This is a genomic window from Shewanella sp. MF05960 (assembly GCF_050849305.1).
GTDB lineage: Bacteria > Pseudomonadota > Gammaproteobacteria > Enterobacterales > Shewanellaceae > Shewanella.
In genome coordinates, this window is sequence record NZ_JBOZPS010000012.1 from 27150 (window position 1) to 49528 (window position 22379).

General features: G+C 42.3%; 22 protein-coding genes. 6 read left to right on the forward strand and 16 right to left on the reverse strand.

Annotated features, from left to right (window positions below; genetic code table 11):
- Positions 1-16: 16 nt before the first annotated feature.
- From ACROAE_RS13175 to tkt, 6 genes are all read right to left on the reverse strand, one after another.
- On the reverse strand, positions 17-757 hold the full coding sequence (locus tag ACROAE_RS13175) for a DUF481 domain-containing protein (RefSeq protein WP_432402456.1): 741 nt from the start codon (positions 755-757) through the stop codon (positions 17-19).
- Between the two features lie 224 nt (positions 758-981).
- A complete protein-coding gene (locus tag ACROAE_RS13180; protein WP_432402458.1) occupies positions 982-2322 on the reverse strand; it encodes an MATE family efflux transporter in 1341 nt (446 codons plus the stop codon).
- Between the two features lie 185 nt (positions 2323-2507).
- Complete coding sequence (fba, locus tag ACROAE_RS13185; RefSeq protein ID WP_188958423.1) at positions 2508-3572, reverse strand: class II fructose-bisphosphate aldolase; 1065 nt, start codon at positions 3570-3572, stop codon at positions 2508-2510.
- Between the two features lie 156 nt (positions 3573-3728).
- On the reverse strand, positions 3729-4904 hold the full coding sequence (locus ACROAE_RS13190; protein ID WP_432402460.1) for a phosphoglycerate kinase: 1176 nt from the start codon (positions 4902-4904) through the stop codon (positions 3729-3731).
- A gap of 125 nt (positions 4905-5029) precedes the next feature.
- The gene (epd, locus tag ACROAE_RS13195; RefSeq protein WP_432402462.1) at positions 5030-6052 is read right to left on the reverse strand and encodes an erythrose-4-phosphate dehydrogenase; all 1023 of its coding nucleotides are present in this window, start codon (positions 6050-6052) and stop codon (positions 5030-5032) included.
- Between the two features lie 185 nt (positions 6053-6237).
- Positions 6238-8232, reverse strand: a complete 1995-nt coding sequence (tkt, locus tag ACROAE_RS13200) for a transketolase (protein ID WP_432402464.1) — start codon at positions 8230-8232, stop codon at positions 6238-6240.
- Positions 8233-8774: 542 nt separating this feature from the next.
- On the opposite strand from tkt, the gene metK reads away from it, so the two are divergent.
- Positions 8775-9926 (forward strand): methionine adenosyltransferase, encoded by a 1152-nt coding sequence (metK, locus tag ACROAE_RS13205; RefSeq protein WP_011636133.1) that lies wholly within the window; start codon positions 8775-8777, stop codon positions 9924-9926.
- Between the two features lie 73 nt (positions 9927-9999).
- A complete protein-coding gene (locus tag ACROAE_RS13210; RefSeq protein WP_432402466.1) occupies positions 10000-10569 on the forward strand; it encodes a hypothetical protein in 570 nt (189 codons plus the stop codon).
- Between the two features lie 31 nt (positions 10570-10600).
- Here ACROAE_RS13210 and ACROAE_RS13215 read toward each other — a convergent pair whose 3' ends face one another.
- The 3 genes from ACROAE_RS13215 to ACROAE_RS13225 form a co-directional block, all read right to left on the reverse strand.
- A complete protein-coding gene (locus ACROAE_RS13215; protein ID WP_432402468.1) occupies positions 10601-10957 on the reverse strand; it encodes a hypothetical protein in 357 nt (118 codons plus the stop codon).
- Between the two features lie 69 nt (positions 10958-11026).
- Entirely contained in the window at positions 11027-11575 is a 549-nt protein-coding gene (locus tag ACROAE_RS13220) for a GNAT family N-acetyltransferase (protein WP_432402470.1), read from the reverse strand.
- A 3-nt stretch (positions 11576-11578) separates the two neighbouring features.
- Complete coding sequence (locus tag ACROAE_RS13225; RefSeq protein WP_432402472.1) at positions 11579-11797, reverse strand: hypothetical protein; 219 nt, start codon at positions 11795-11797, stop codon at positions 11579-11581.
- Between the two features lie 122 nt (positions 11798-11919).
- Here ACROAE_RS13225 and ACROAE_RS13230 point away from each other — a divergent pair, with 122 nt between their 5' ends.
- Both ACROAE_RS13230 and argR read left to right on the forward strand, forming a co-directional pair.
- Positions 11920-12360, forward strand: coding sequence for an META domain-containing protein (locus ACROAE_RS13230; RefSeq protein WP_432402474.1), 441 nt, complete (start codon positions 11920-11922; stop codon positions 12358-12360).
- A 170-nt stretch (positions 12361-12530) separates the two neighbouring features.
- The gene (argR, locus tag ACROAE_RS13235) at positions 12531-13001 is read left to right on the forward strand and encodes a transcriptional regulator ArgR (RefSeq protein ID WP_432402476.1); all 471 of its coding nucleotides are present in this window, start codon (positions 12531-12533) and stop codon (positions 12999-13001) included.
- Between the two features lie 128 nt (positions 13002-13129).
- On the opposite strand, the gene ACROAE_RS13240 is transcribed toward argR, so the two are convergent.
- From ACROAE_RS13240 to ACROAE_RS13265, 6 genes are all read right to left on the reverse strand, one after another.
- Positions 13130-14068: a Dyp-type peroxidase gene (locus tag ACROAE_RS13240; RefSeq protein ID WP_432402478.1), complete on the reverse strand. Its 939-nt coding sequence runs from the start codon at positions 14066-14068 to the stop codon at positions 13130-13132.
- Positions 14069-14276: 208 nt separating this feature from the next.
- The gene (locus tag ACROAE_RS13245) at positions 14277-15311 is read right to left on the reverse strand and encodes an ABC transporter ATP-binding protein (RefSeq protein WP_432402480.1); all 1035 of its coding nucleotides are present in this window, start codon (positions 15309-15311) and stop codon (positions 14277-14279) included.
- Position 15312: 1 nt separating this feature from the next.
- Positions 15313-16944: an ABC transporter permease gene (locus tag ACROAE_RS13250; RefSeq protein ID WP_432402482.1), complete on the reverse strand. Its 1632-nt coding sequence runs from the start codon at positions 16942-16944 to the stop codon at positions 15313-15315.
- A gap of 87 nt (positions 16945-17031) precedes the next feature.
- A complete protein-coding gene (locus ACROAE_RS13255; RefSeq protein ID WP_432402484.1) occupies positions 17032-18039 on the reverse strand; it encodes a Fe(3+) ABC transporter substrate-binding protein in 1008 nt (335 codons plus the stop codon).
- Between the two features lie 188 nt (positions 18040-18227).
- Positions 18228-18977, reverse strand: a complete 750-nt coding sequence (locus ACROAE_RS13260; RefSeq protein WP_432402486.1) for a ferredoxin--NADP reductase — start codon at positions 18975-18977, stop codon at positions 18228-18230.
- A gap of 132 nt (positions 18978-19109) precedes the next feature.
- Entirely contained in the window at positions 19110-19721 is a 612-nt protein-coding gene (locus ACROAE_RS13265) for a DUF5610 domain-containing protein (protein WP_432402488.1), read from the reverse strand.
- A 195-nt stretch (positions 19722-19916) separates the two neighbouring features.
- Between ACROAE_RS13265 and ACROAE_RS13270 the strand changes: the two genes are divergently transcribed.
- Entirely contained in the window at positions 19917-21404 is a 1488-nt protein-coding gene (locus ACROAE_RS13270; protein ID WP_432402490.1) for an FMN-binding glutamate synthase family protein, read from the forward strand.
- A gap of 156 nt (positions 21405-21560) precedes the next feature.
- Positions 21561-21755 (forward strand): hypothetical protein, encoded by a 195-nt coding sequence (locus tag ACROAE_RS13275; RefSeq protein WP_432402492.1) that lies wholly within the window; start codon positions 21561-21563, stop codon positions 21753-21755.
- Positions 21756-21973: 218 nt separating this feature from the next.
- Here the strand turns inward: ACROAE_RS13275 and ACROAE_RS13280 are convergent, their stop codons facing one another.
- A complete protein-coding gene (locus ACROAE_RS13280) occupies positions 21974-22192 on the reverse strand; it encodes a hypothetical protein (protein WP_188958389.1) in 219 nt (72 codons plus the stop codon).
- Between the last annotated feature and the right edge of the window lie 187 nt (positions 22193-22379).

A 22379-nucleotide genomic window follows, 5' to 3' on the forward strand; every position in this document is an offset into this window, starting at 1 on the left:
GCGTTAACACATTGCATTAAAATGCGTAAAGCAATGTCATGTTGGTTTCAGTGTCTGTGCTTTCTTTGCCATCAAGTGGGTCACTGTTGTAACGCACAATCACTGCAAATTTCATCGCTAATGCACCTACGATGTTTGCCGTGAGTGAGGATTCAGAACGGGCATCTAATTTTTCACCCCAGTCGGCAACAAACTTCTGTTGAAACTTAGACGATTCGCCAAGCTTAGTTTGAAAGTCAACCACGGCGTGAAGAACCACGCTGTCATCACTATCATAACCTTCTGAAACAGCGAGCTCATCATCAAGCTGCTGATAAATATAACCAGGACCCGCTTCTGCTTTTAATGACATTCTTTCGGTGTCAATAAAACGATAACCGTAACCCGCTGAGGTTGTAGAGGTAAAGTCGTAACCGGTGAAAGGGTCTACTTCGTAGTTAGTGTTAGCAAACAAGTAGCTAAGGTCATCAATTTGATAGTCGCCCTGTACACCAAAGAAGTAGCGTTTAGCCGTAACTTCGTCAGTGTCTTCTTTGTATAAACCTTCGGCGACATATTGGTTTTCCCAATTACCTAATTCTTGCTTTAAGGCTAAACGCGCTTTAAAAGAAGAGGTATCGGTGTTACCCGTGGTTAACGTAGCGCCCAATTCAGCTTCGCCTGCAAGAGTCGCATCGCCTTCAACAAACTCACTTCCAGCATGTGCTGCAAATGGCATGGCCAGTGTAATAGCTGCAGTTAGTAGCAGTTTCTTCATGTCATTACGTCCTTTAATTACGATTTACAAAAACGTTTGGATGGCTATCTTGTCCAAATTTGTTCGCATATTAACACTTTAACCACTGGATTGAAAAAATAGTGACCAAAATCAATATTAACTTGCTTACATGAACCCAAGATTTGATCCTAAAAAATGAATACGAATCATGAGTACGAAACGATCTGCTTAACTCAATAATATTTAAAACGAGGTAAGCATATTTAGGCTATTAAGCTTTTTGTTTGCCAACGTCCGCTGCGCCAGCGCCACAACATCGCCAACCCTCTCACCCATTCATCTAACGCTAAAGCAGCCCAAATGCCTAACAAACCAAACTCATAATGAATGCCGAGCAAATATGCGCCAGGTACAGCAATGCACCACATCGAAAATAAGCCCATAAAGAACGGGAACTTAGCATCTCCGCTCGCTCGTAATGCATTAATCACAATAAGATTAAATGTTCGCCCAGGTTCCATCACCAACGTGAGTATAAATAATTGGCCAACAAGCAAAGCGATGTCAGCTTCATCGGTAAATAAGCTCACAAGATTTGGGCCCCATATCGCCACAAATAATGCCACTATCGTGGTAACAATTAAGCCTAACTTTAATGCGCGATACATTTGGTGTTCTGCGGCTTTAAGCTTTTTCGCACCCACCATATGACCAATAATGATTTCGTTACCGATACCAATCGATAATCCAAACAGCAAAATGAACATACAGATCTGAAAATATAACGACTGTGCTGCCAACGCTTTATCACCCATTAACCCCACAAATGAGGTGACCACCATAAATTGCAGCATCCATGACACGTTTTCACCCGCTGCGGGCAAGCCAATATGGAACACTTTTTTGAGCATCTTTGTTTCTGGGCGCAATATGCTTGGAATATGTAACGTAATGCCGGTATAGCGCACAAACAGCACCGCCATAATAGTCATGCCTACAAGTCGACCTGCAACCGTACTAATCGCCACTCCAGCAACACCCATTTGCGGTAGGCCAAACCAGCCGTAAAGCAGTAATAAATTACCCACAAAAGTAATCACATTCATCGACAACGTAACCCACATGGCTTGTTGAGTAAATCCATGGGCACGCATGCCTGCGGCTAAACACATTGCCATGGCTTCGGGAATAAGACACAAGCCAACAATTTGCAGGTACAACTCTCCATCTGCCATTAATTCTGCGGGCAGGTTCATTAAATTCAACATCATAGTGGAGCCGGTTAAAATACCCACGGCAGCAACCAATCCCACTAAAAAGTTAAAGCCAATAGATGAGTACACCACCGCGCTGGCAGAGGCCTTATTTTGTGACCCTAAATATTGGGTAATCACCACACTCGCACCAATACTGACGAAACTAAATAACGTAATCGCCAGTTCAAACACCATATTACCGACCGATAAAGCGGCTACACCTTGGTATGACACATGGCTGATCATAAACGTGTTAATTGCTGCGGTTAAAAAATGCAGCGCAAAATCCACAAGTAGTGGCCAAGTCAATGAAAATAATGATAAAGGCTTGTCTGAATTTGAATGCATTAGGTATTCTACTGTGAAATTGAAATTGCGTTCTAGATAGGGTTATATCAATAAAACATGACATTTTGAGGGCGTAAATCATGCGTGATGATGTTTAAAAAAACAACATTTTTCGTAATTTATTTACAAAAAAATGGCCCACTGAATTCAGTGGGCCATTTAATAACAACATGCGCTAATTTGGTTTACATGATTTTTGGATCAAGTTCACCAGATTGATACGCTTTATACATAGCTTGTAAAGACTTAGGCTTAATTTTAGACGCCATACCCGCACAGCCAAACGCTTCGTAACGAGTAGTACAAATGTCTGCCATTGCTTCCATCGATGCTTTTAAGAATTTACGTGGATCAAATTCAGCAGGATGTTCAGCTAAGAACTTACGGATAGCACCTGTTGACGCTAAGCGTAAATCAGTATCGATATTCACTTTACGCACACCGTGCTTGATACCTTCGACGATTTCTTCTAATGGTACGCCATAAGTTTCTGGAATTTCACCACCGTATTGGTTAATGATCTGCAACCACTCTTGCGGTACCGATGAAGAACCGTGCATAACCAAATGAGTGTTTGGAATACGTGCGTGAATTTCTTTAATACGGTCAATACGCAGCACATCACCGGTAGGCTTACGGCTAAACTTGTAAGCACCATGGCTAGTACCAATTGCAATCGCTAATGCATCTACATGAGTGTCTGCAACAAAACGTGCCGCTTCTTCTGGTGTTGTAAGCATTTGATCCATGCTTAAAATACCTGATGCGCCAACGCCATCTTCTTCGCCTGCCTGGCCAGTTTCTAAACTGCCTAAACAACCGATTTCACCTTCAACAGACACACCACACGCATGTGCAAATGCAACCGTACGACGAGTCACATCAACGTTATAGTCATATGACGCAGGTGTTTTACCATCCGCCATTAACGAGCCATCCATCATTACTGATGACATGCCTAACTGAATTGAACGCTGACAAATGTCAGGATCAGTGCCGTGGTCTTGATGGATACAAACCGGAATATCAGGGTACTGCTCAAGAGCAGCAGCCATAAGATATTTTAAAAACTGTGGGCGAGCATATTTACGCGCACCAGCAGATGCTTGCACAATGACAGGGCTGTCTGTTGCTTCAGCCGCTTGCATAATGGCACGCATTTGTTCAAGGTTGTTTACGTTAAATGCAGGGACGCCATAACCATGCTCAGCAGCATGATCAAGCAGTTGTCGTAGAGAGATAAGAGCCATTTTGTTCTCCATTAATAGGGTGATTACTCACCTAGGTCGCTATCGTTTGGACGGATTTTTAACTCTGCCACCATCGACATCCTGTCGATGATGACAAAGCATTTTTTTATAATAATTATTATTAGGTATTACAACACAAATGCTGAATACGTGAACTTAAGCGCCACGTTTTTCAAGCATTGCTACAGCAGGTAATTCTTTGCCTTCTAAAAACTCAAGGAAAGCACCACCACCAGTAGAGATGTAAGACACTTTGTCAGCAATATTATATTTATCTACGGCTGCGAGCGTGTCGCCACCGCCGGCAATAGAAAATGCTTTCGAATTGGCAATTGCTTGCGCAATGCGTTTAGTGCCTTCACCAAATTGATCAAACTCGAATACGCCCACAGGGCCATTCCAGACTATCGTACCGGCTTGTTCAATTATTTTTGCCAGTGCTTCTGCGCTATCAGGACCAATATCAAAAATCATATCGCCATCAGTGACATCAGCGACTGATTTAAGTGTAGCCGAGGCCGTTGGGCTAAACTCACTGGCCACAACCACATCTGTTGGTACCGGAATATCACCACCACGGCTTCTAGCATTTGCCACAAGACGCTTAGCTTCTTCAACCAAGTCTGCCTCATATAATGACTTACCGACTTTATAACCTGCAGCAGCAATAAAGGTATTAGCAATACCGCCACCCACAACAAGCTGGTCAACTTTGGTCGACAGGCTTTCAAGTACCGTTAACTTAGTTGATACTTTTGAGCCACCCACAATGGCTACCATTGGGCGAGCAGGATTATCAAGCGCTTTGCCTAATGCATCTAATTCTTGTGACAATAGTGGGCCAGCACAAGCAACAGGAGCATAAACACCTACACCGTGGGTAGATGCTTGAGCGCGGTGAGCGGTACCAAAGGCATCCATGACATAAACATCACATAAAGCCGCCATTTTTTTAGACAGGGCTTCATCGTTTTTGCCTTCGCCTACGTTAAAACGAACGTTTTCAAAAACAACAACTTCGCCAACATTCACATCAACGCCATCAAGATAATCACTCACTAAGCGCACTGGGCAATCAAGCGCTTTAGCTAAGTAATCGACTACCGGCTGCATTGAATATTCTGCATTAAACTCACCTTCAGTTGGGCGACCTAAATGCGACATCACCATTACGGCGGCGCCTTTTTTCAGTGCGAGTTGAATGGTTGGTAATGATGCTCGTAAACGCGCATCACTGGTCACAACGCCATCACTGACAGGTACGTTTAAATCTTCACGAATAAGCACACGCTTATTTTGCAGATCTAAATCTGTCATATTAATAATTGCCATAATTAGCATTTCCTTTTTAAGTTAAAAACAAATCTTGTATTGAGTTAGATGACGACTAGGTTTACAAATCCTAATGCTCATCTCTCAAGTAACCGGCTTAGCGCCCATTACTAAAATATTTAACCTTATTGGTCGGGTTGCTTTGCTTGGATCATCGCTAAGCTCGTATCGAGCATGCGGTTCGCAAAGCCCCACTCGTTATCGCACCATAAAAGTAATTTGACTAAATGTCCGGCGCTTACACGTGTTTGGGTACCATCAACAATACTTGAGCGTGGATCGTGGTTAAAGTCGCACGACACCAACGGCTCGTCAGTATAACCTAAAATACCATTAAAACTGCCGTTTGACGCACGTTGCAGCACACTGTTAATTTGCTCAATATTGACTTTTTTCTCTAACGTGACTGACAGGTCGATCGCGGTCACATTGATGGTTGGCACTCGAACAGATATGGCCTCAAACTTATCTTTCATGTGCGGCAAAATACGCTCAATGCCTCGCGCTAATTTTGTGTCTACCGGAATAATAGATTGGCCCGCTGCGCGCGTTCGACGTAAATCATCATGATAGGCGTCAATCACTTGTTGGTCGTTCATTGCTGAGTGAATGGTAGTAATGGCGCCACTTTTGACTTCAAAATGCCTGTCTAACACATCAATAACCGGCACAATACAATTGGTTGTACATGACGCATTAGAAATAATGGTGTGCTCAGGGCGCAATAAATCATGATTAACACCGTATACGATGGTGCCATCAACATCGGCTGACGATGGGTGACTAATCAACACTTGTTTGGCGCCGGCATGAATATGCGCTTCGCACGCTTGGCGTTCAATTAAACTGCCTGTCGCTTCATACACAATATCGATATCGAGATCGCTCCAAGGCAATAAATTGGCATCTGCTTGATTGAGTAATTGAATGCTGTCATCGCCAATCAGTAACTTATCGCCATCGAGTTTAACTGCATACTGAAAACGACCATGAGTGGTGTCATATTGAGTGAGATGACAAATAGCCTCAGGCTTGGCGAGCTCATTAATGGCCACTATCTGAATTTGCTGACGTTTTCCAGACTCGTACAATGCACGAAGAATTGAGCGGCCAATCCGGCCATAACCATTAATTGCAACTCGAATCATTTAGGGTCCAGAGTAATTAATCAACGCACAAATGGGGTTACGCATAAGTAACAATCCACTAAGCGATTGATTTATTTTATCAAATTACGTGAAATTGCAGGCATAAAAAAACGACCTACAATTGCATTGCAGGTCGTCATTATACAGATTAAACACTTAATAGATAAGTGTTTAATGGCACGCTATTATCCTAAAGACTGGACAGTTTTTACTACATTATCAACAGTGAAGCCGAAATGCTTAAGTAAGTCACCGCCTGGCGCTGATTCACCAAAGGTGGTCATGCCCACTACGCCGCCGTCAAAACCAATGTACTTGTACCAAAAATCAGCATGCGCAGCTTCAATTGCTACACGCTTAGTGACTGCTTTTGGTAGCACTGATTCTTTATATGCTGCATCTTGCTTATCAAATTCAGTGGTTGATGGCATAGAAACCACACGCACTTTTTGACCTAGCTTAGTTAACTCTGCAGCAGAATCCATGGCTAATTGCACTTCACTGCCGGTCGCAATCAAAATCACATCAGCAGTGCCTTTACAATCAGACAGTACATAAGCCCCTTTAGCCACGTTAGCTAATTGCTCAGCGGTACGCGCTTGGGCTTTAAGACCCTGACGGCTAAAGATTAATGATGTAGGTGCATCACGACGTTCAATGGCCGCTTTCCAAGATACAGCCGTTTCCGCTGCATCACATGGACGCCATACTGCCATATTAGGCGTTAAACGTAAGTTAGCTAATTGCTCAACCGGTTGGTGAGTAGGGCCATCTTCGCCTTGACCAATAGAGTCATGGGTATAAACGAAAATGTTTTGAATGCCCATTAATGCTGACATACGTACCGCGTTACGTGCGTACTCCATGAACATCATGAAAGTTGCGCCATAGTTAATAAAACCACCATGTAACGACGCGCCGTTCATAATACCGCTCATACCGAATTCACGTACACCATAATAGATGTAGTTACCGGCAGGATCGTCTTGAATACCTTTTGAACCAGACCAAAGCGTTAAGTTTGAACCCGCTAAGTCAGCGCTACCACCAAGTAATTCAGGCAACATAGCACCAAAGAAACCAATGGCATTTTGAGACGCTTTACGGCTAGCAATACCTTCAGCTTTATCTTGGCTTTCTTGGATAAACGCTTGTGCTTTAGCTTCGAAATCTGCAGGTAAATCGCCTTTTAATACACGACGATCATATTCAGCAGCTAATTCTGGGAACGCAGCTTGGTACGCAGCAAACTTATCATTCCATAATGATTCGTTAGCCACACCTTTTTGCTTAGCATCCCAACCAGCATACACGTCAGACGGAATATCAAACGGCGCATGTGGCCAGTTTAAGAATTCACGTGCGGCTGCAATTTCAGCATCACCTAGTGGCGCGCCGTGACAGTCATGGCTGCCAGACTTATTTGGCGAACCAAAACCAATAATGGTTTTACAGCAAATCATAGATGGCTTATCTGTTACAGACTTAGCTTCTTCAATTGCGGCACGGATAGCATCAGGATTATGACCATCAACACCCGCAATAACATGCCAGCCGTAAGCTTCAAAACGCTTAGGGGTATCGTCAGTAAACCAACCTTCAACATGACCATCGATAGAAATACCGTTGTCATCCCAAAATGCCACTAACTTACCAAGGCCTAATGTACCGGCTAATGAACTGGCTTCGTGAGAAATACCTTCCATTAAACAACCGTCACCTAAGAAACAATAAGTGTAGTGGTCAACAATATCGTGACCAGGACGGTTAAACTGTGCAGCTAGGGTTTTTTCCGCAATCGCCATACCCACAGCGTTACTGATACCAGCACCTAAAGGACCCGTTGTGGTTTCAACACCAGGGGTATAACCATATTCAGGATGACCAGGTGTTTTAGAATGCAACTGACGGAATTGCTTTAGCTCTTCGATAGGCAATTCATAACCAGATAAATGCAGTAAAGAGTAGATAAGCATAGAGCCATGACCGTTTGACAGAACAAAACGATCGCGATCGACCCAGTTAGGATTAGTTGGATTGTGCTTTAGAAAATCATTCCATAGCACTTCGGCGATATCAGCCATCCCCATTGGGGCACCTGGATGACCAGAATTGGCTTTTTGAACCGCATCCATACTTAGGGCGCGAATAGCGTTAGCGAGTACTTTACGAGATGACATGCTCTCTCCTGCTTGTTTGTAAGGTCTAACGGGCAATTGTGAAGCCATATTTTCCCCTACAAGGCGATGTGACGCAAATTAAAATTTCTCTCATTACATTTTTTGTCGCTAATAAAGCACATTTTTGACCACTACAGGTCTCAAAACAGCTCAATTTTATACACCACCTCTCAAAAGTAAAAACCAATCTGAGACATTGATGTTTTGAGTAATTATTTATTGACAGTCAAGCTAAAAAGCAACTCAACATCAGTAAAAAAACATATTACATCTTTAGCTAATACCCAATAACCAACCTTAACATTGTTCAATTAATGATACTAAAGTGATTAAAACAGAACAAAATAAAACTTTAAAAACCTTTTTAATCATAAAGTTAATTAACCTCAAAGCTAAACATCCTCCTTGTAAATAAAAAATATTCATGCACCACTGCACAATTCTCCAGTTAAATTCGTATTAGGGGGTGTTATCGATTTCGATTTCGACTAAAATAGACGTCTAGACGTATATTCAAATGCAACCAACGAGATTCTCCTATTATGGCAAAGCACTTGTTTACCTCTGAGTCGGTCTCAGAAGGTCATCCAGATAAAATCGCCGATCAGATTTCTGATGCGGTATTAGACGCAATCCTTGAGCAAGATCCTAAAGCTCGTGTTGCGTGCGAAACATATGTTAAAACAGGCATGGTATTAGTCGGTGGTGAAGTCACCACTTCTGCTTGGGTCGATATTGAAGAAATTACCCGTAAAACGGTACGCGAAATCGGTTATACCAATTCAGATATGGGTTTTGATGCCGATTCATGTGCAGTTTTAAATGCGATTGGCAAACAGTCTCCAGATATTAACCAAGGTGTTGACCGTTCAGATCCTGCAGAGCAAGGCGCGGGCGACCAAGGGTTAATGTTTGGTTATGCCAGCAATGAAACCGACGTATTAATGCCAGCACCAATTACTTATGCCCACAAATTAGTGAAGCGTCAGTCTGAAGTTCGTAAAGACGGCACCTTGCCTTGGTTACGCCCTGATGCAAAAAGCCAGGTCACTTTTGCATACGACGACGGCAAAATTATTGGTATTGATGCAATCGTACTGTCAACTCAACACCGTGAAGATGTTACCCAAGCTGATTTGATTGAAGCCGTAATGGAAACCATTATTAAGCCAGTATTACCTGCACAGTGGTTAAATAAAGACACTAAATACTTTATTAACCCTACCGGTCGTTTTGTCATTGGTGGTCCTGTTGGCGATTGTGGTTTAACAGGTCGTAAGATCATTGTTGACACCTACGGCGGTATGGCACGTCACGGTGGTGGTGCTTTCTCTGGTAAAGACCCATCAAAAGTAGACCGTAGCGCAGCTTATGCGGCACGTTATGTTGCTAAAAACATTGTTGCTGCCGGTCTTGCTGATCGCTGTGAGCTTCAAGTGTCTTATGCAATTGGTGTTGCAGAACCAACCTCAATCAGTATCGAAACATTCGGTACAGGTAAAGTGTCTGAAGAAGTATTGATTAAGTTAGTACGTCAACACTTTGAATTACGCCCATATGGCTTAACCGCGATGTTAGATTTGGCTCGCCCAATCTACCAACAAACGGCAGCTTATGGACACTTTGGTCGCGATATTTTCCCATGGGAAGCGACAGACAAAGCTGAAGCATTACGTGCTGACGCCGGTTTATAATTAACCGAGCTGTCCAGCCTACACAAAAACCGCCGCATGGCGGTTTTTTGTTAACATTAGAAAAATAAACATTATGATAAACATCCGCTGGGTAGAGACTAACTTACCCACTCAATATGAGCATTGCGCTGCATCGTTGCAGCAAATAAAGCAGTGGTCAGCAATTAAGTTGTTTTATCGCCAACATATGGCTTATGCCAGAGTATCGAGCAAAGAGTCTGTTGCGGTTATTTATCAAGAGGATGTTAAAGCACTCGATACGGCTAATCCGCAAGCGTTGCCACACAATGAGGTAAATTCAACTATCACCTCTGGTCGTGAAGGTTTGGAGTCTCGCGAAATCATTGCTGCTGTAAGAATTAAACATGTTGGTCAATATCAGCTGATCAGCGGCTTATTAGTGGCGCCGCACCTGCGGGGTAAAAAACTAGCGACTCAACTACTTCAATTTATTGCGCCCACATTAATACCGCAAAAGTGCTTCCTTTTTACGGATATCAGCTTGCAGGCGTTATATCAGCAGCAACAACAATTTCAGTGGTTACAACCCGCTCATATAGCTCAAGTTCCTGCAGAGATAATGCAATTGTATCAGCGTTATCACAGTGAAAGCAGGCCGCTTATTATTATGCAGCTACCGTGAAACGGTAAACATGATGAGCATATAGCAGACGTTAGCAGTGATCAAAATGGGCACTTTCAACACACATAAACCCAACTTGTTGCATCGTCATTACAGGGATATTGAGACTCGTTAATGATGTCATATCAATTCGCTCAATCTCAGTAAACAACACAATAGAAGCACAATAGGAGTTCGTTAACCCGCAAAATAACCATGCCTCATGCCAACGCACAAAATACCCCGTCTCCATTGAAGTATTGACAGGCGATATTGACATCTTAGCTTCAACGCATTGATAGGGTTCATTAATCTCAGACAACACAGCAACAACAAGCTTCATGTTATCAAAGGCCGACAGCGTCAGCGCCAAATACGGTTCAAAAAGTGTGTTAAAACGAGTTGTCATCGGTGACCCTCTGCGGCATTGATTTAAGCAGCCGTGACATCACACACGGCCACTGTATGGAACAACCGCTTACTTTTGTGTTTCAGTGATCAGCAATTGATAATCACGCTGCTCAAAACTAAAGCCTTCTAATATCTGCATAGCCGCTTTATTTTGGTGCGCAGCGAGTGAACGAGCATTATCGGCGGCAATATAGGTCACCATAAACGGATAACGGTCTTTTAAAAGCAATTTAAGTTCGTTAACCATCGCCTCAAATATACCATTACCTCGATATGATTTATTAATCCAAACAGGCCCATATTGGCAGGTATTGGTGGTCGATAAAGGACGTCCTTCAAAATCAGCAAATTTAATCCGTTGGATAATATTACGATACAATGGCTGAGAAGAAACAAAGACCCATTTCGCGGCAACAACATAACCGATAATGTCGCCTTGTTGTTCGGCAACCACTATCCAGTGCTGAATAATTAATTGTTTAACTTCGCTAATGGTTAACGAATGAGCATGTAAAATGCCGTTAGGGGTGGTTAGTTCGTCATCAACATGGGCACGTTCTAAGTGCGCGATGGCTTTGGCGTCGGTTAATACAGCTTTACGGACGATGAATGACAATGGTTATTCCTTTGAATTGAAAGAAGAAGGTTGTTTTTGTGCCCACTCGATAACCAGTGCAACAGGTAACGGCGACATAATTAACGTGCCAATCCCAATGAGCAAGGCAATCACTAACATGCCACTCACTTGCTGGCCAAACTCTGTCTGCAGGTATAAATACACACCCACCAGCAACATAGCGATGCCAATAAAGTGTAAAATTTTGAGTAGTTTGATCATATGGTGTACCCGTAAACAGGTTAAATTATGTTAATTAAACCAATAATTAGGTTATTATCCCCCTAAATGCGCTGAACAAATAGTAGAATAATGGCTTTTGTTATTTTAGGAACATTAACAACATGATAAAGCCTATTCTTACTGCCGCCGTTTTACTTTTTGGCCTCAGTGCTTGTCAAAACCCAGCATTACAACTCTCAAGCGATCAACTCATTGGCACATGGCATGTCGAAACTGTTCTCGATACGCCTGCTATTTACCACAGCCCAGCCAATATCGTGTTTGCTCAAGACGGACAACTCACGGGTAACAATAGCTGTAATCAATTTTTTGGCCAATATACTCAACAAGGTAATCTGTTACAGCTCACCACCGCTGGCGCCACGATGAAAGCATGTATCGATTCATTAATGGCGCAAGAAGCCGACTTAATGCAAGCAATATCATTAGTACAGCATGCAGGTTTTTCTAATGGGAAGCTCAATTTACTGGCTAAAAATGGTGATACTTTATTAGTGCTTAGCCGCTTAAATGACTTAGGCGAACCACCAAAAGCACTGTAATCGCCATATCGAGATGATAATTGTTCATATAACCCGCAAGGTGTCAGCATTAAGTTCCACTCTTAATTTGAATTTTTATTCAGAAAATATGATTCTTTCTTGACTTAATAAGTGGATATATTCAAAATGTACAAGTTTTTTGAATAACAACTATAAGATGAAATATCATTATGCCAGCGACAAGAAATCAGGATGAGCTCGTTAAAACTTTTAAAGCGATTCTGAAAGAAGAGCGTTTTGGAAGCCAAAGTGAGATTGTTATTGCGCTTCAAGCCGAAGGATTCGGCAATATTAATCAATCAAAAGTATCTCGTATGCTTAGCAAGTTTGGCGCGGTACGTACACGCAATGCTAAACAAGAAATGGTGTACTGTTTACCAGCAGAGCTAGGTGTACCAACAGCTGGCAGCCCACTAAAAAATCTCGTGCTAGATGTTGATCATAACCAAGCCATGATTGTGGTAAGAACCAGTCCTGGTGCTGCACAATTAATTGCTCGCTTACTCGACTCTATAGGTAAGCCCGAAGGTATTTTAGGCACTATCGCAGGTGATGATACTATTTTCATCTGCCCTGCCAGCATCAAAACAATTGATGACACACTAGAAACCGTTAAATCTCTGTTTAACTACACAGAATAATAAAGCACTTAAACTGAATTTTAATTCTAGCATTAAGCCGAATTAAACAATGTTGAGATTTAAAAAAGCAATGCCTCGGCATTGCTTTTTTATTGCCTAACGGTAAACCCTAAACAGCAGAGAACCGATTATGCGTCGTCAAACTGGGTTAAAAAATCCAGCGAAGGAACAAAGAAAGACGACCCGGTTAAGGCTTTGGTAAACAGCATTAAATGGTCATGATTACCATGAGCATCACCGTGCACCATACTGCGTAACATTTTCTCAAAATGTTCTGGTGTTTTGCACACAGAAATGAACACTAATCCCTGCTCTTTTACCGAACCAAAAGGCATGCTCTGGCGCAAAATCTCTAATGAGTTACCTTGATCATCTTTTAAATTAACCCGCTTTGTATGGCTTGTTAACGGCTTATCTTCAGATTCATATTCAATATCGTCGACCTTAGTACGGCCATAAATATCTTCTTGTTTTTTTAGAGGTAATCTATGCCACTTGCTGAGGTTATGTTTGTATTTTTGTACATGCACATAACTACCTGAAGTGAACTCAGGATCTTCATTACCCACTAATGCGACTTGCTGACGATGACGTCCTTTCGGATTTTCGGTGCCATCGACAAAGCCAGTTAAATCACGGCTGTCCATAAAGCGGAAACCACGTTCTTCATCAACGAGTTCAACCAAGTCTTCAAACATTTGGTTAATCTCATTGGCCACTAAATGCAAAATATCGTAGCGATCACAGCGGATATGCACAAAAATATCATACTCCATTGCAGGTGCGTCACGGTTACCTTCGTTCATCGCCGGAAACGGTTTTAACAATGCAGGGCGTGCTTGAGGATAAAAAGTATCCCAAAAGTTAGCGCCAATCCCCACAAAGCCATTAAAAGCACTGTCGGCATATTGGTCCGTGAGTTCGTATATGTATTGCGCCACATTAGCAATTGATGGGCGTAACTGCTCTTCAACACCATCAATAGCGTTAAACATCAAATACACACTGTGTAAATTCCCTTCTGCGCAAATTCCTAACTGTTCACGAGGCATAACTTGGTTACCCATATAAACTCATCCACCTTAATACTGTTTGTCGGCCTAAATGCTTATTACTTAACAAATTGATGATATTAGATTTGTAATCATTAAGCCAAATCACTTTAGCCTAAATAACCACAAATTACTTGAAGTACACTCACATTTAGATGATTAACTGCCATTCACAGTCAATTATCACCGCAGCAAGCAAATAACGACTAAGTTGAGCAATATGTTAATCAAGAAAAACCACCAGTGGGTGCTCGGCAACGGTAAGGCTGACTCGCTGGCCCGCTGCAAAACTCATGATTGGACTGCTCACTTCTATATAAATATCATTTAACTTAACTTGGTAATGACACACTGAGCCTAAAAACCGCCGATCGATGACTTCCCCGAGGCCCTTTGGATCGGCTTGCAGCATCATTTGTTGTGGCCTTAATAATAATTGCCCCTGCGCCCCAACAGCATGGCTTAACGCAGTAGAACTGGTTAGCACACCTAATGGACTCTGTACCTGATGACTGCTTAATAACGTAACGGGTAAATAATTTGTGGTACCCAAAAAGTCTGCGACGTAACGGCTATTGGGATTGGCATACAAGGTTTCTGCGGCGCCATGTTGAACGATATGCCCTTGCTCAAATAACGCGAGTTTATCGGCAAACACAAATGCTTCATCTTTACTGTGAGTCACAAACACCGCACTGACGTTACGCTGTTTTAATATCGCGCGGATCTCTAACATCATCTCATGCCTAACTTGTGCATCAATGTTAGAAAAAGGCTCATCAAGTAACATGAGTTCGGGTTGGTAAGCTAATGCACGCGCAATCGAAACTCGCTGTTGTTGCCCGCCAGAAAGCTCATGAGGATAACGCCCTCCTAGCCCGGTTAACTTAACCAATTCAAGCATGTCCTCTAATCTTGTTTGGCGCTCAAGCTTATTTAAGCCTTTCACACCGAACAAAATATTATCGCCCACCGTTAAATGCGGAAACAGCGCATAATCTTGAAAAATCATTCCAACACCGCGCTGTTCACTGGCAATGAAAATACCTTCACCACTGAGCACTTCACCGTTAATTTTTATACTGCCCTGGCTAATTCCCTGCAAACCCGCGATGGCTTTTAATAATGTGGTTTTACCGCAACCGCTTGGGCCTAACAAGGCAACAATTTCACCTTGTTGTAGGGTTAAATTTAACTGATGTAATATCACCTGACCTTGATAGTCACTGCTGACATTGCTGATAGATAAAGTCGACATATTAGTGTGACTGCTCCAACGAACGATTTAAATAAATCAATGGGATTAACCCGACAATAACAATCACAATGGCCGCTAATGCACCATGTTCTAGCTTTTCATCCGAGACAAATTGAAACACATACGTAGCCAGGTTTTCGAAGCCTATTGGGCGTAGTAATAATGCTGCGGGTAGCTCTTTCATGCTTTCAATAAACACCAATAACGCACCGGCAAACATGCCTTTGCGTAATAACGGCAAGTGCACACGCCGCAATAATTGCATCGGCGATTGCCCCAACGTAATGCTCGCCATGTCTAATGAAGGTGAAATACGCTTGTAACTGTTTTCTAAGCTGCCAATCGCGATGGCGACAAAGCGCACACAAAAAGCAAATATCAGCGTAAATACACTGCCAGTAAATAATAACCCAGGGCCTTGAGCACCAAACCATTCCATTACATCATTAATGGCAAAATCGATATACGTCAGTGGTACCAATACACCAATGGCTAAAACGGTGCCGGGTAATGCATAACCAGTACTGCTGAGGCGTGAGGCTAAATGATCACTTGAACGTGGGCTCACACGCCTTAAAAACATTAAAAGTACCGCTAACACCACACAAACGGCACTGACGACAGCGGCAATATACAAGCTATTTAAACTGTATTGCCAAAAACGTACATCCCAACTCTCGGCAAAGTAATCAATGGCATAACTGCATAACACGGCAAACGGTAATAAAAATGAGAGGGTTAATAAGCTTAAACAGTAGCCCCATGCAGTCCAAGCTTTTACTGAAGTTAAACGATACCTGTCGGACTCATCTAATCTCGCTTGTTTTTGAAATAGCTGTTGTTTACGCCGAGCAAAACGCTCTACACCCACCATGCTAAATACCACTAATAACATGATTGCAGAGAGTTTAGCTGCCGCGGTTAAACTGCCATAACCTAGCCAGGTGTCGTACACCGCCGTGGTTAATGTCGGTACCGCAAAATAGCTGACAGTGGCAAAGTCAGCGGCGGTTTCCATGGCAACTAATGCAACGCCAACCGCTAAAGCAGGCCTTGCCATAGGTAAAGCTAGCCGCCAAAAACTACGCCAAGGTCCACAGCCCATAACTTTAGACGCGTGCAGCAAGTTCGATGATTGCTCCATAAATGCGGTGCGGGCTAACAAGTAAATATACGGAAATAACACCAGCGACAATACAATGGCTGCGCCGCCAATACTGCGAATGGCAGGGAAATAATAATCATGAGGCGTTTGCCACTCAAACCAAGCCCTCAATGCACGTTGCACGGGGCCCGCGTAATCAAGCATATCGGTATAAACATAGGCGACAATGTATGCTGGCATGGCTAAAGGTAATAATAACAACCATTGAAAATAACGCCGACCAGGAAACTCACAACGAGCAATAAACCACGCCGCAGGTAAAGCAATGATTAGTGAGCCTAAGCCTACTAACAACATTAATATCAGGCTATTGAAAATATAGGTGGGTAATACGGTATTAAACAGATGAGAGAATACCGCTTCGTCTGGCAATGTTGCCTGTACGATTAATGCTAAAAGTGGTAACAGTAATATTGCTGTTATCACATAACCAGTAAGCGACCAGCTTCTGGTTAACCCTAAAATCATAACGTTTACCGAATTAATTACGGCACACTATTAACGGGTAATAATGTGCCGACACTGTTGTTATCTGAAATTTTCCCTATAACTCAGTTACAGATCAAATTTAACTTCATCAAGTAATTTAACCGCGGCTTGATGGTGCTCTGCTAATTTATAGATAGGCAATGAATCCGCTTTAAAATCACCCCAAGATGCCACAAGTTTAGACGGTGGTACATCTGCTTTAACTGGGTATTCCATGTTGACTTCGGCATACATTCCTTGGGCAACATTTGAAGTTAAAAACTCCATTAACTTAACTGCATTGTCTTTATGAGGCGCGTGTTTTGCTAATGCCATACCTGATACGTTGATATGCGCGCCACGGTTTTGCTGATTAGGGAAATTAATGTTAACGGCCTCTGCCCAGCTCTTTTGGTTTTTATCCATCAACATATTACCGAAGTAGTAGCTGTTACCGATGGCGATATCACACAAACCTTCTTTAACCGCTAACACTTGGTCACGATCATTGCCTTGTGGCTTACGCGCAAGGTTGGCTTTTACGCCTTCTAGCCAGGTTTTGGTTTGCGCTTCCCCATCATGGGCAATCATCGAGGCCACTAAGGCGACATTGTAAGGATGTTTACCACTGCGAGTACAGATTTTACCTTTGTATTGTGCAGAAGCTAAGTCTTCATAATTAATATCAATCTTACCCGTGCGCTCTTTTGAAGAGTAAACGTTACGTACGCGCATGGTTAAGGCAACCCAATCGTTTTTCGGCGAACGATATTGAGCAGGAATATTGTCATTAATGACAGGGCTATTGACAGGGCTAACCAGATCTTTCTCAACCAACTCCATCAAGCGAGAAAAGTCAGATGTGAGTACCACATCAGCAGGCGATAAACGGCCTTCGCGGGCAATACGTTCAGCAATACCGTCTTTGGCAAACACCACGTTAACCTTAATGCCTGTTTGCTCAGTAAACTGCGCTAAGATTGGCTCAACTAAAAATGCTTGGCGATACGAATAAACGGTTAGTGGTTCAGCAGCACTGACCGAAAAAGCCATTCCGGCTAACCCTAACAATGCGATGTTATTAAGCAATTTCATTGTGGCACTCTCCTGTGATCAAGCTTTAATAAGCCCTTTAGAATGTAAGTGATAATAATTATCAATTGCATGCATAATAAATAAACGTCACATATTGAGCAAGTGCTGTTTGATTTTTTCGTATTTTAAGTCAACAGAATGTAAACAGCGTAGCCTCTGCACCAGTTTCAATTGGTCAAAATTGCAAGTTACCAATATTTCTCAACGGTAACCTGCCCAGGTGCTCTTCGTAAGTTCTTAGTGAGACCTTTATCCATTAACGCTGTTTGTGCATCACTGATCATCCCTGGATTGCCACAAATCATCACTTGGGAATGTTCGGCATTAATGCCTAAACCGGCTTTTTGTTCAATCAAACCACTGCTCAGACCGTCAGGGATCCGGCAAGATAATCCGTCAGGAAATGCTTCGCGAGTCACAATGGGAATAAAGACAAATTGTTGCGGGTGTTTTACTTGAAGCTGCTTAATGGTGTCTAGATAAGCTAAATCTTCAGCTAGCCTGACGCCATAAACAAGCACCACTTTCTCAAACCGTTGCCAAGGCGCTTGTGTGCCTAGCATTGAAATAAACGGTCCTACGGCTGTGCCAGTCGACAAAAACCATAAGTGTTTACCTTGTAATGCGCCTTGGGGAATTTCATCTAAGGTCATAAATCCGGTGGCTTTAGGGGTTATTTCTATGGTGTCGCCTGGGCTGAGGTTTTGTAAATCTGGCGATAACTGACCATCTTCTACTGCCACCGCAAGCACTTCAACATAATCGGTGCCGGGTGGGTTAACGAGGGAGTAAGCCCGGGCGACGCGCTTGTCATCGCGTATTTGACTTAACTTAATAAATTGCCCTGCAATAAAGGGCTCAATATCAGCTTTAATACGCAAAGAAAATAATTTGTCATTCCAGTCTATGCGTTTAATGACGGTACCGTTAATCCACATGGCGATTATCCTTTGAGATTGGTATGAATAATAATACCAATCTATACAGATATTTGCTGAATGAACAGTCTAAGCGTGTTTAGGATATAAAACTCAACCTCTTGAATAGGGCGAAAATGTTATTGCGTAAGCTTAAGCCTCTTTTGTTTCTGCTTTAGCAGCGTTAGCATCTAGCCTGTCTTGTGCAAATTGAGCCAGTTTTTGCTGGATCAATTCATACGTTTGATCAACACCTTCGGCAATATCACCTTGCAATACTTTGAGTCCAGACAAAATATCACTGGCTTCTTTAAAGCCTTGATCGATGGCGTCGCCAATTTTCACCATAAAGCTACTAACTTGGTCATCAAACCCCATTGATTGATTTTGTTGCTGATGGGTAGCAAAAAACTTTGTCGCAAAACTCACGATGCGATCGGCGGTCGCTTCAGGCGAATAATCAATGCCTTCTTCGGCATTTTTTTGTACCGAATTTTCGCCTAGGGTCGGTGTGAGCTCTTCGTTAATGGCTTCAATAGCTGCGCGATAAAGCAGTGCCATCGACTTATCACCCGCGGCAATGCTCACTTCTTCTTGCGCAGCTAAAATCGAATTATTCATCATTTGACGGCTAATTTGATTGTTAGTCATTTTAGGCTCAGCGGTGGCGTTTTTTGTTGCTTGTTGGCTGGCTGTCGTCTGATTGTTAGTTTGATTGTTAGTCTGCGAGTTCACACTCGCGTTATTGGTGCTTTTAATATCCATAATCTTGACTCACTTACAATGGCAGATAGCTTAATTATCGACCAAAAAATTTATTTCTGAAGTCATCGTTGTCATATTTTCACATCATTTTAGTCGAGTAACGTTAGCCTACTGATTAGTATCATCAATTTAACTTGCTCAAAGACATGTCTGCTAATATGGTAATAAAAATATTTGTTAAACAAGGACAGCATCATGCCGCAACAACATTGGTTTATGTGGGGAATAGACATTTTCTCAGGTCTATTTTTGGTGCTATTTTGGCTATTATTGATTGCAGTGGTTTATATGTATATCGCAGATAAACTACAAACTAAACAGGCAATTAGGCATAATTACCCTGTGATTGGTCGCTTTCGGTATTTATTTGAAAAACAAGGCGAGTTTTTTAGACAATACTTTTTCTCTCAAGACCGTGAAGAACTGCCTTTCAATCGTGCTGAACGTAGCTGGGTTTATCGTGCCGCCAAAAATGTTGATCGCACCATCGCATTTGGCTCAACCCAAGTATTAGATAAGCCTGGCACTGTGATGTTTATGAACTCAGCCTTTCCTATCAGTGATCATGACCAACATAACACCGTCGCAGTAACCTTAGGGCCAGACTGTCAGCATCCATATAGCACTAACAAAATTTGCCATATATCAGCAATGAGCTTCGGCGCCTTGTCTCGCCCTGCAATCACGGCATTGTCGCATGGCGCCGCGCAAGCGGGTTGCTGGTTAAACACCGGTGAAGGTGGATTGAGCCCGCACCATTTAAAAGGTCATTGTGATTTAATCTTTCAAATCGGTACTGCTAAATATGGGGTGCGCAACGAACAAGGTCACTTAGATCCTAAAAAGCTCGCCGAGGTAGCCGCTCATCCTGAAGTAAAAATGTTCGAAATTAAATTAAGCCAAGGGGCCAAACCAGGTAAAGGCGGGATTTTGCCAGCCATTAAAGTCACCGAAGAAATTGCAGCGATAAGAGGCATACCTGTCGGTCAAGATTCTATTAGTCCAAATGGTCATATCGAATTTACCTGCGTAGCCGATATTCTTGACATGATTAATCAAGTTCGTGACATCACCGGTAAACCAACAGGGATTAAAGCCGTATTAGGTGATATCACTTGGGTGAACGATTTATGTGATGAAATTGAACGGCGTGGTATGGGATCTGCGCCTGACTTTTTTACCCTCGACAGTTCAGACGGTGGCACTGGCGCAGCACCTCAGGCATTAATGGATAATGTAGGCTTACCCCTAAAACAAAGCTTGCCTTTATTGGTCGATTTACTCAATGAGCGCGGTTTAAAGCAGCGGATAAAAATTATCGCCACGGGTAAATTAGTCATGCCATCTTATGTTGCATGGGCCTTGGCGACAGGAGCTGACTTTATTGCCTCCGCCAGAGGCAATATGTTTGCTTTAGGGTGTATTCAATCACTACAGTGCAATAAAGACACCTGCCCTACCGGCATCACCACCCACAATACACGCTTACAGCAAGGGTTAGATCCTAAAGACAAGTCTGCGCGAGTCGCTAATTATAATCATTTTCTACATTATGATTTAACGATGATAGCCCATTCATGTGGCGTTACCGATCCAAGACATCTTACCCGTCACCATGCCCGCATTGTGCAAACCACGGGCGTTGCTGTGACACTCGACAAACATTATCGACACATGCAATAGATCGGCTAACCTAGACTAATTAGGTAGTACTGATATATCTTTTTTTGTACAGCATGGCTTTGCTGAAAATACTAATAGGGTGTAGAATAGAAGTTGATATTGATCACATTAATTTAGATTGATGTGATTTAGGAACACTTGTAAGCCAAGGATCATATGTTGAAAGTTACAGCGGAAAATATACCTGTTAACGAAAAAAGCTTAAGTGCTAGCTGTAAAAACTGCGATCGCATGATTGAGATCGAAGGTGAGCTTGTGTGCTTTGAACACGGTAAGATTAAGCGTTTAGTTCTCGACACCTCTCCAAAATCTTTGGTCAAAATGGTGTGTATCGGTTGGCGTAAAAAATAGTCTTTTTATATCAGCAACGCCTACTTTAGCATTATTACTCAGTTAATAGTCCTATCACACTTACCCAATCACATTTTTTATCCCAGCATCACATTTTCATTAATATCTATACCTAAATGAGTATCAATTCTGTTACATTTTTTAAGTTAAGTAAGATATGAGTCAAACATATTGGGGATTAAAATAGGCACGAAATGTCGTCTTTGCAGTCTATATCTCTACTTTACAATATTCTCATTTTGCTGTTTTTCAACAGCCTTAGCTAACGTCAGCCCACGAGTAGTAACGCGTAACCCTGCACACAAATCATTGTACACAATCTCAATAGCATCATCTGACATATTTCGCGTTTTCAGCATGGCCATAATCGCAAACCAATCTGTTGTCACTTGATGCCGGGTGCCTTCAAGCGCCGCTATCAACGCAATATTATGCACAAGTCACCTCCACACATCATTTTGCACCTTAATTTAAAAACTAATTGATTAATAAGATATTTAGAAAACAAAGCAGTATATCGCAAATAAGTTATATCATTGATATTGGGTATCCCCAATCAAGCTAAAAAATACATGATTCAGAGCATCTTCAAACTAATTGGCTATAAGGGTAACTGCGTTAATC

Bases quoted from the DNA above. Each gene is read 5' to 3' on its own strand.
- ACROAE_RS13180 (WP_432402458.1), bottom strand. From the start codon at position 2,322: ATGCATTCAAATTCAGACAAGCCTTTATCATTATTTTCATTGACTTGG.
- ACROAE_RS13250 (WP_432402482.1), bottom strand. From the start codon at position 16,944: ATGATTTTAGGGTTAACCAGAAGCTGGTCGCTTACTGGTTATGTGATA.
- ACROAE_RS13270 (WP_432402490.1), top strand. From the start codon at position 19,917: ATGCCGCAACAACATTGGTTTATGTGGGGAATAGACATTTTCTCAGGT.
- ACROAE_RS13190 (WP_432402460.1), bottom strand. From the start codon at position 4,904: ATGGCAATTATTAATATGACAGATTTAGATCTGCAAAATAAGCGTGTG.
- ACROAE_RS13215 (WP_432402468.1), bottom strand. From the start codon at position 10,957: ATGACAACTCGTTTTAACACACTTTTTGAACCGTATTTGGCGCTGACG.
- ACROAE_RS13210 (WP_432402466.1), top strand. From the start codon at position 10,000: ATGATAAACATCCGCTGGGTAGAGACTAACTTACCCACTCAATATGAG.
- metK (WP_011636133.1), top strand. From the start codon at position 8,775: ATGGCAAAGCACTTGTTTACCTCTGAGTCGGTCTCAGAAGGTCATCCA.
- epd (WP_432402462.1), bottom strand. From the start codon at position 6,052: ATGATTCGAGTTGCAATTAATGGTTATGGCCGGATTGGCCGCTCAATT.
- fba (WP_188958423.1), bottom strand. From the start codon at position 3,572: ATGGCTCTTATCTCTCTACGACAACTGCTTGATCATGCTGCTGAGCAT.
- ACROAE_RS13230 (WP_432402474.1), top strand. From the start codon at position 11,920: ATGATAAAGCCTATTCTTACTGCCGCCGTTTTACTTTTTGGCCTCAGT.
- ACROAE_RS13255 (WP_432402484.1), bottom strand. From the start codon at position 18,039: ATGAAATTGCTTAATAACATCGCATTGTTAGGGTTAGCCGGAATGGCT.
- ACROAE_RS13260 (WP_432402486.1), bottom strand. From the start codon at position 18,977: ATGTGGATTAACGGTACCGTCATTAAACGCATAGACTGGAATGACAAA.
- ACROAE_RS13265 (WP_432402488.1), bottom strand. From the start codon at position 19,721: ATGGATATTAAAAGCACCAATAACGCGAGTGTGAACTCGCAGACTAAC.
- argR (WP_432402476.1), top strand. From the start codon at position 12,531: ATGCCAGCGACAAGAAATCAGGATGAGCTCGTTAAAACTTTTAAAGCG.
- ACROAE_RS13275 (WP_432402492.1), top strand. From the start codon at position 21,561: ATGTTGAAAGTTACAGCGGAAAATATACCTGTTAACGAAAAAAGCTTA.
- ACROAE_RS13245 (WP_432402480.1), bottom strand. From the start codon at position 15,311: ATGTCGACTTTATCTATCAGCAATGTCAGCAGTGACTATCAAGGTCAG.
- ACROAE_RS13225 (WP_432402472.1), bottom strand. From the start codon at position 11,797: ATGATCAAACTACTCAAAATTTTACACTTTATTGGCATCGCTATGTTG.
- tkt (WP_432402464.1), bottom strand. From the start codon at position 8,232: ATGTCATCTCGTAAAGTACTCGCTAACGCTATTCGCGCCCTAAGTATG.
- ACROAE_RS13175 (WP_432402456.1), bottom strand. From the start codon at position 757: ATGAAGAAACTGCTACTAACTGCAGCTATTACACTGGCCATGCCATTT.
- ACROAE_RS13240 (WP_432402478.1), bottom strand. From the start codon at position 14,068: ATGGGTAACCAAGTTATGCCTCGTGAACAGTTAGGAATTTGCGCAGAA.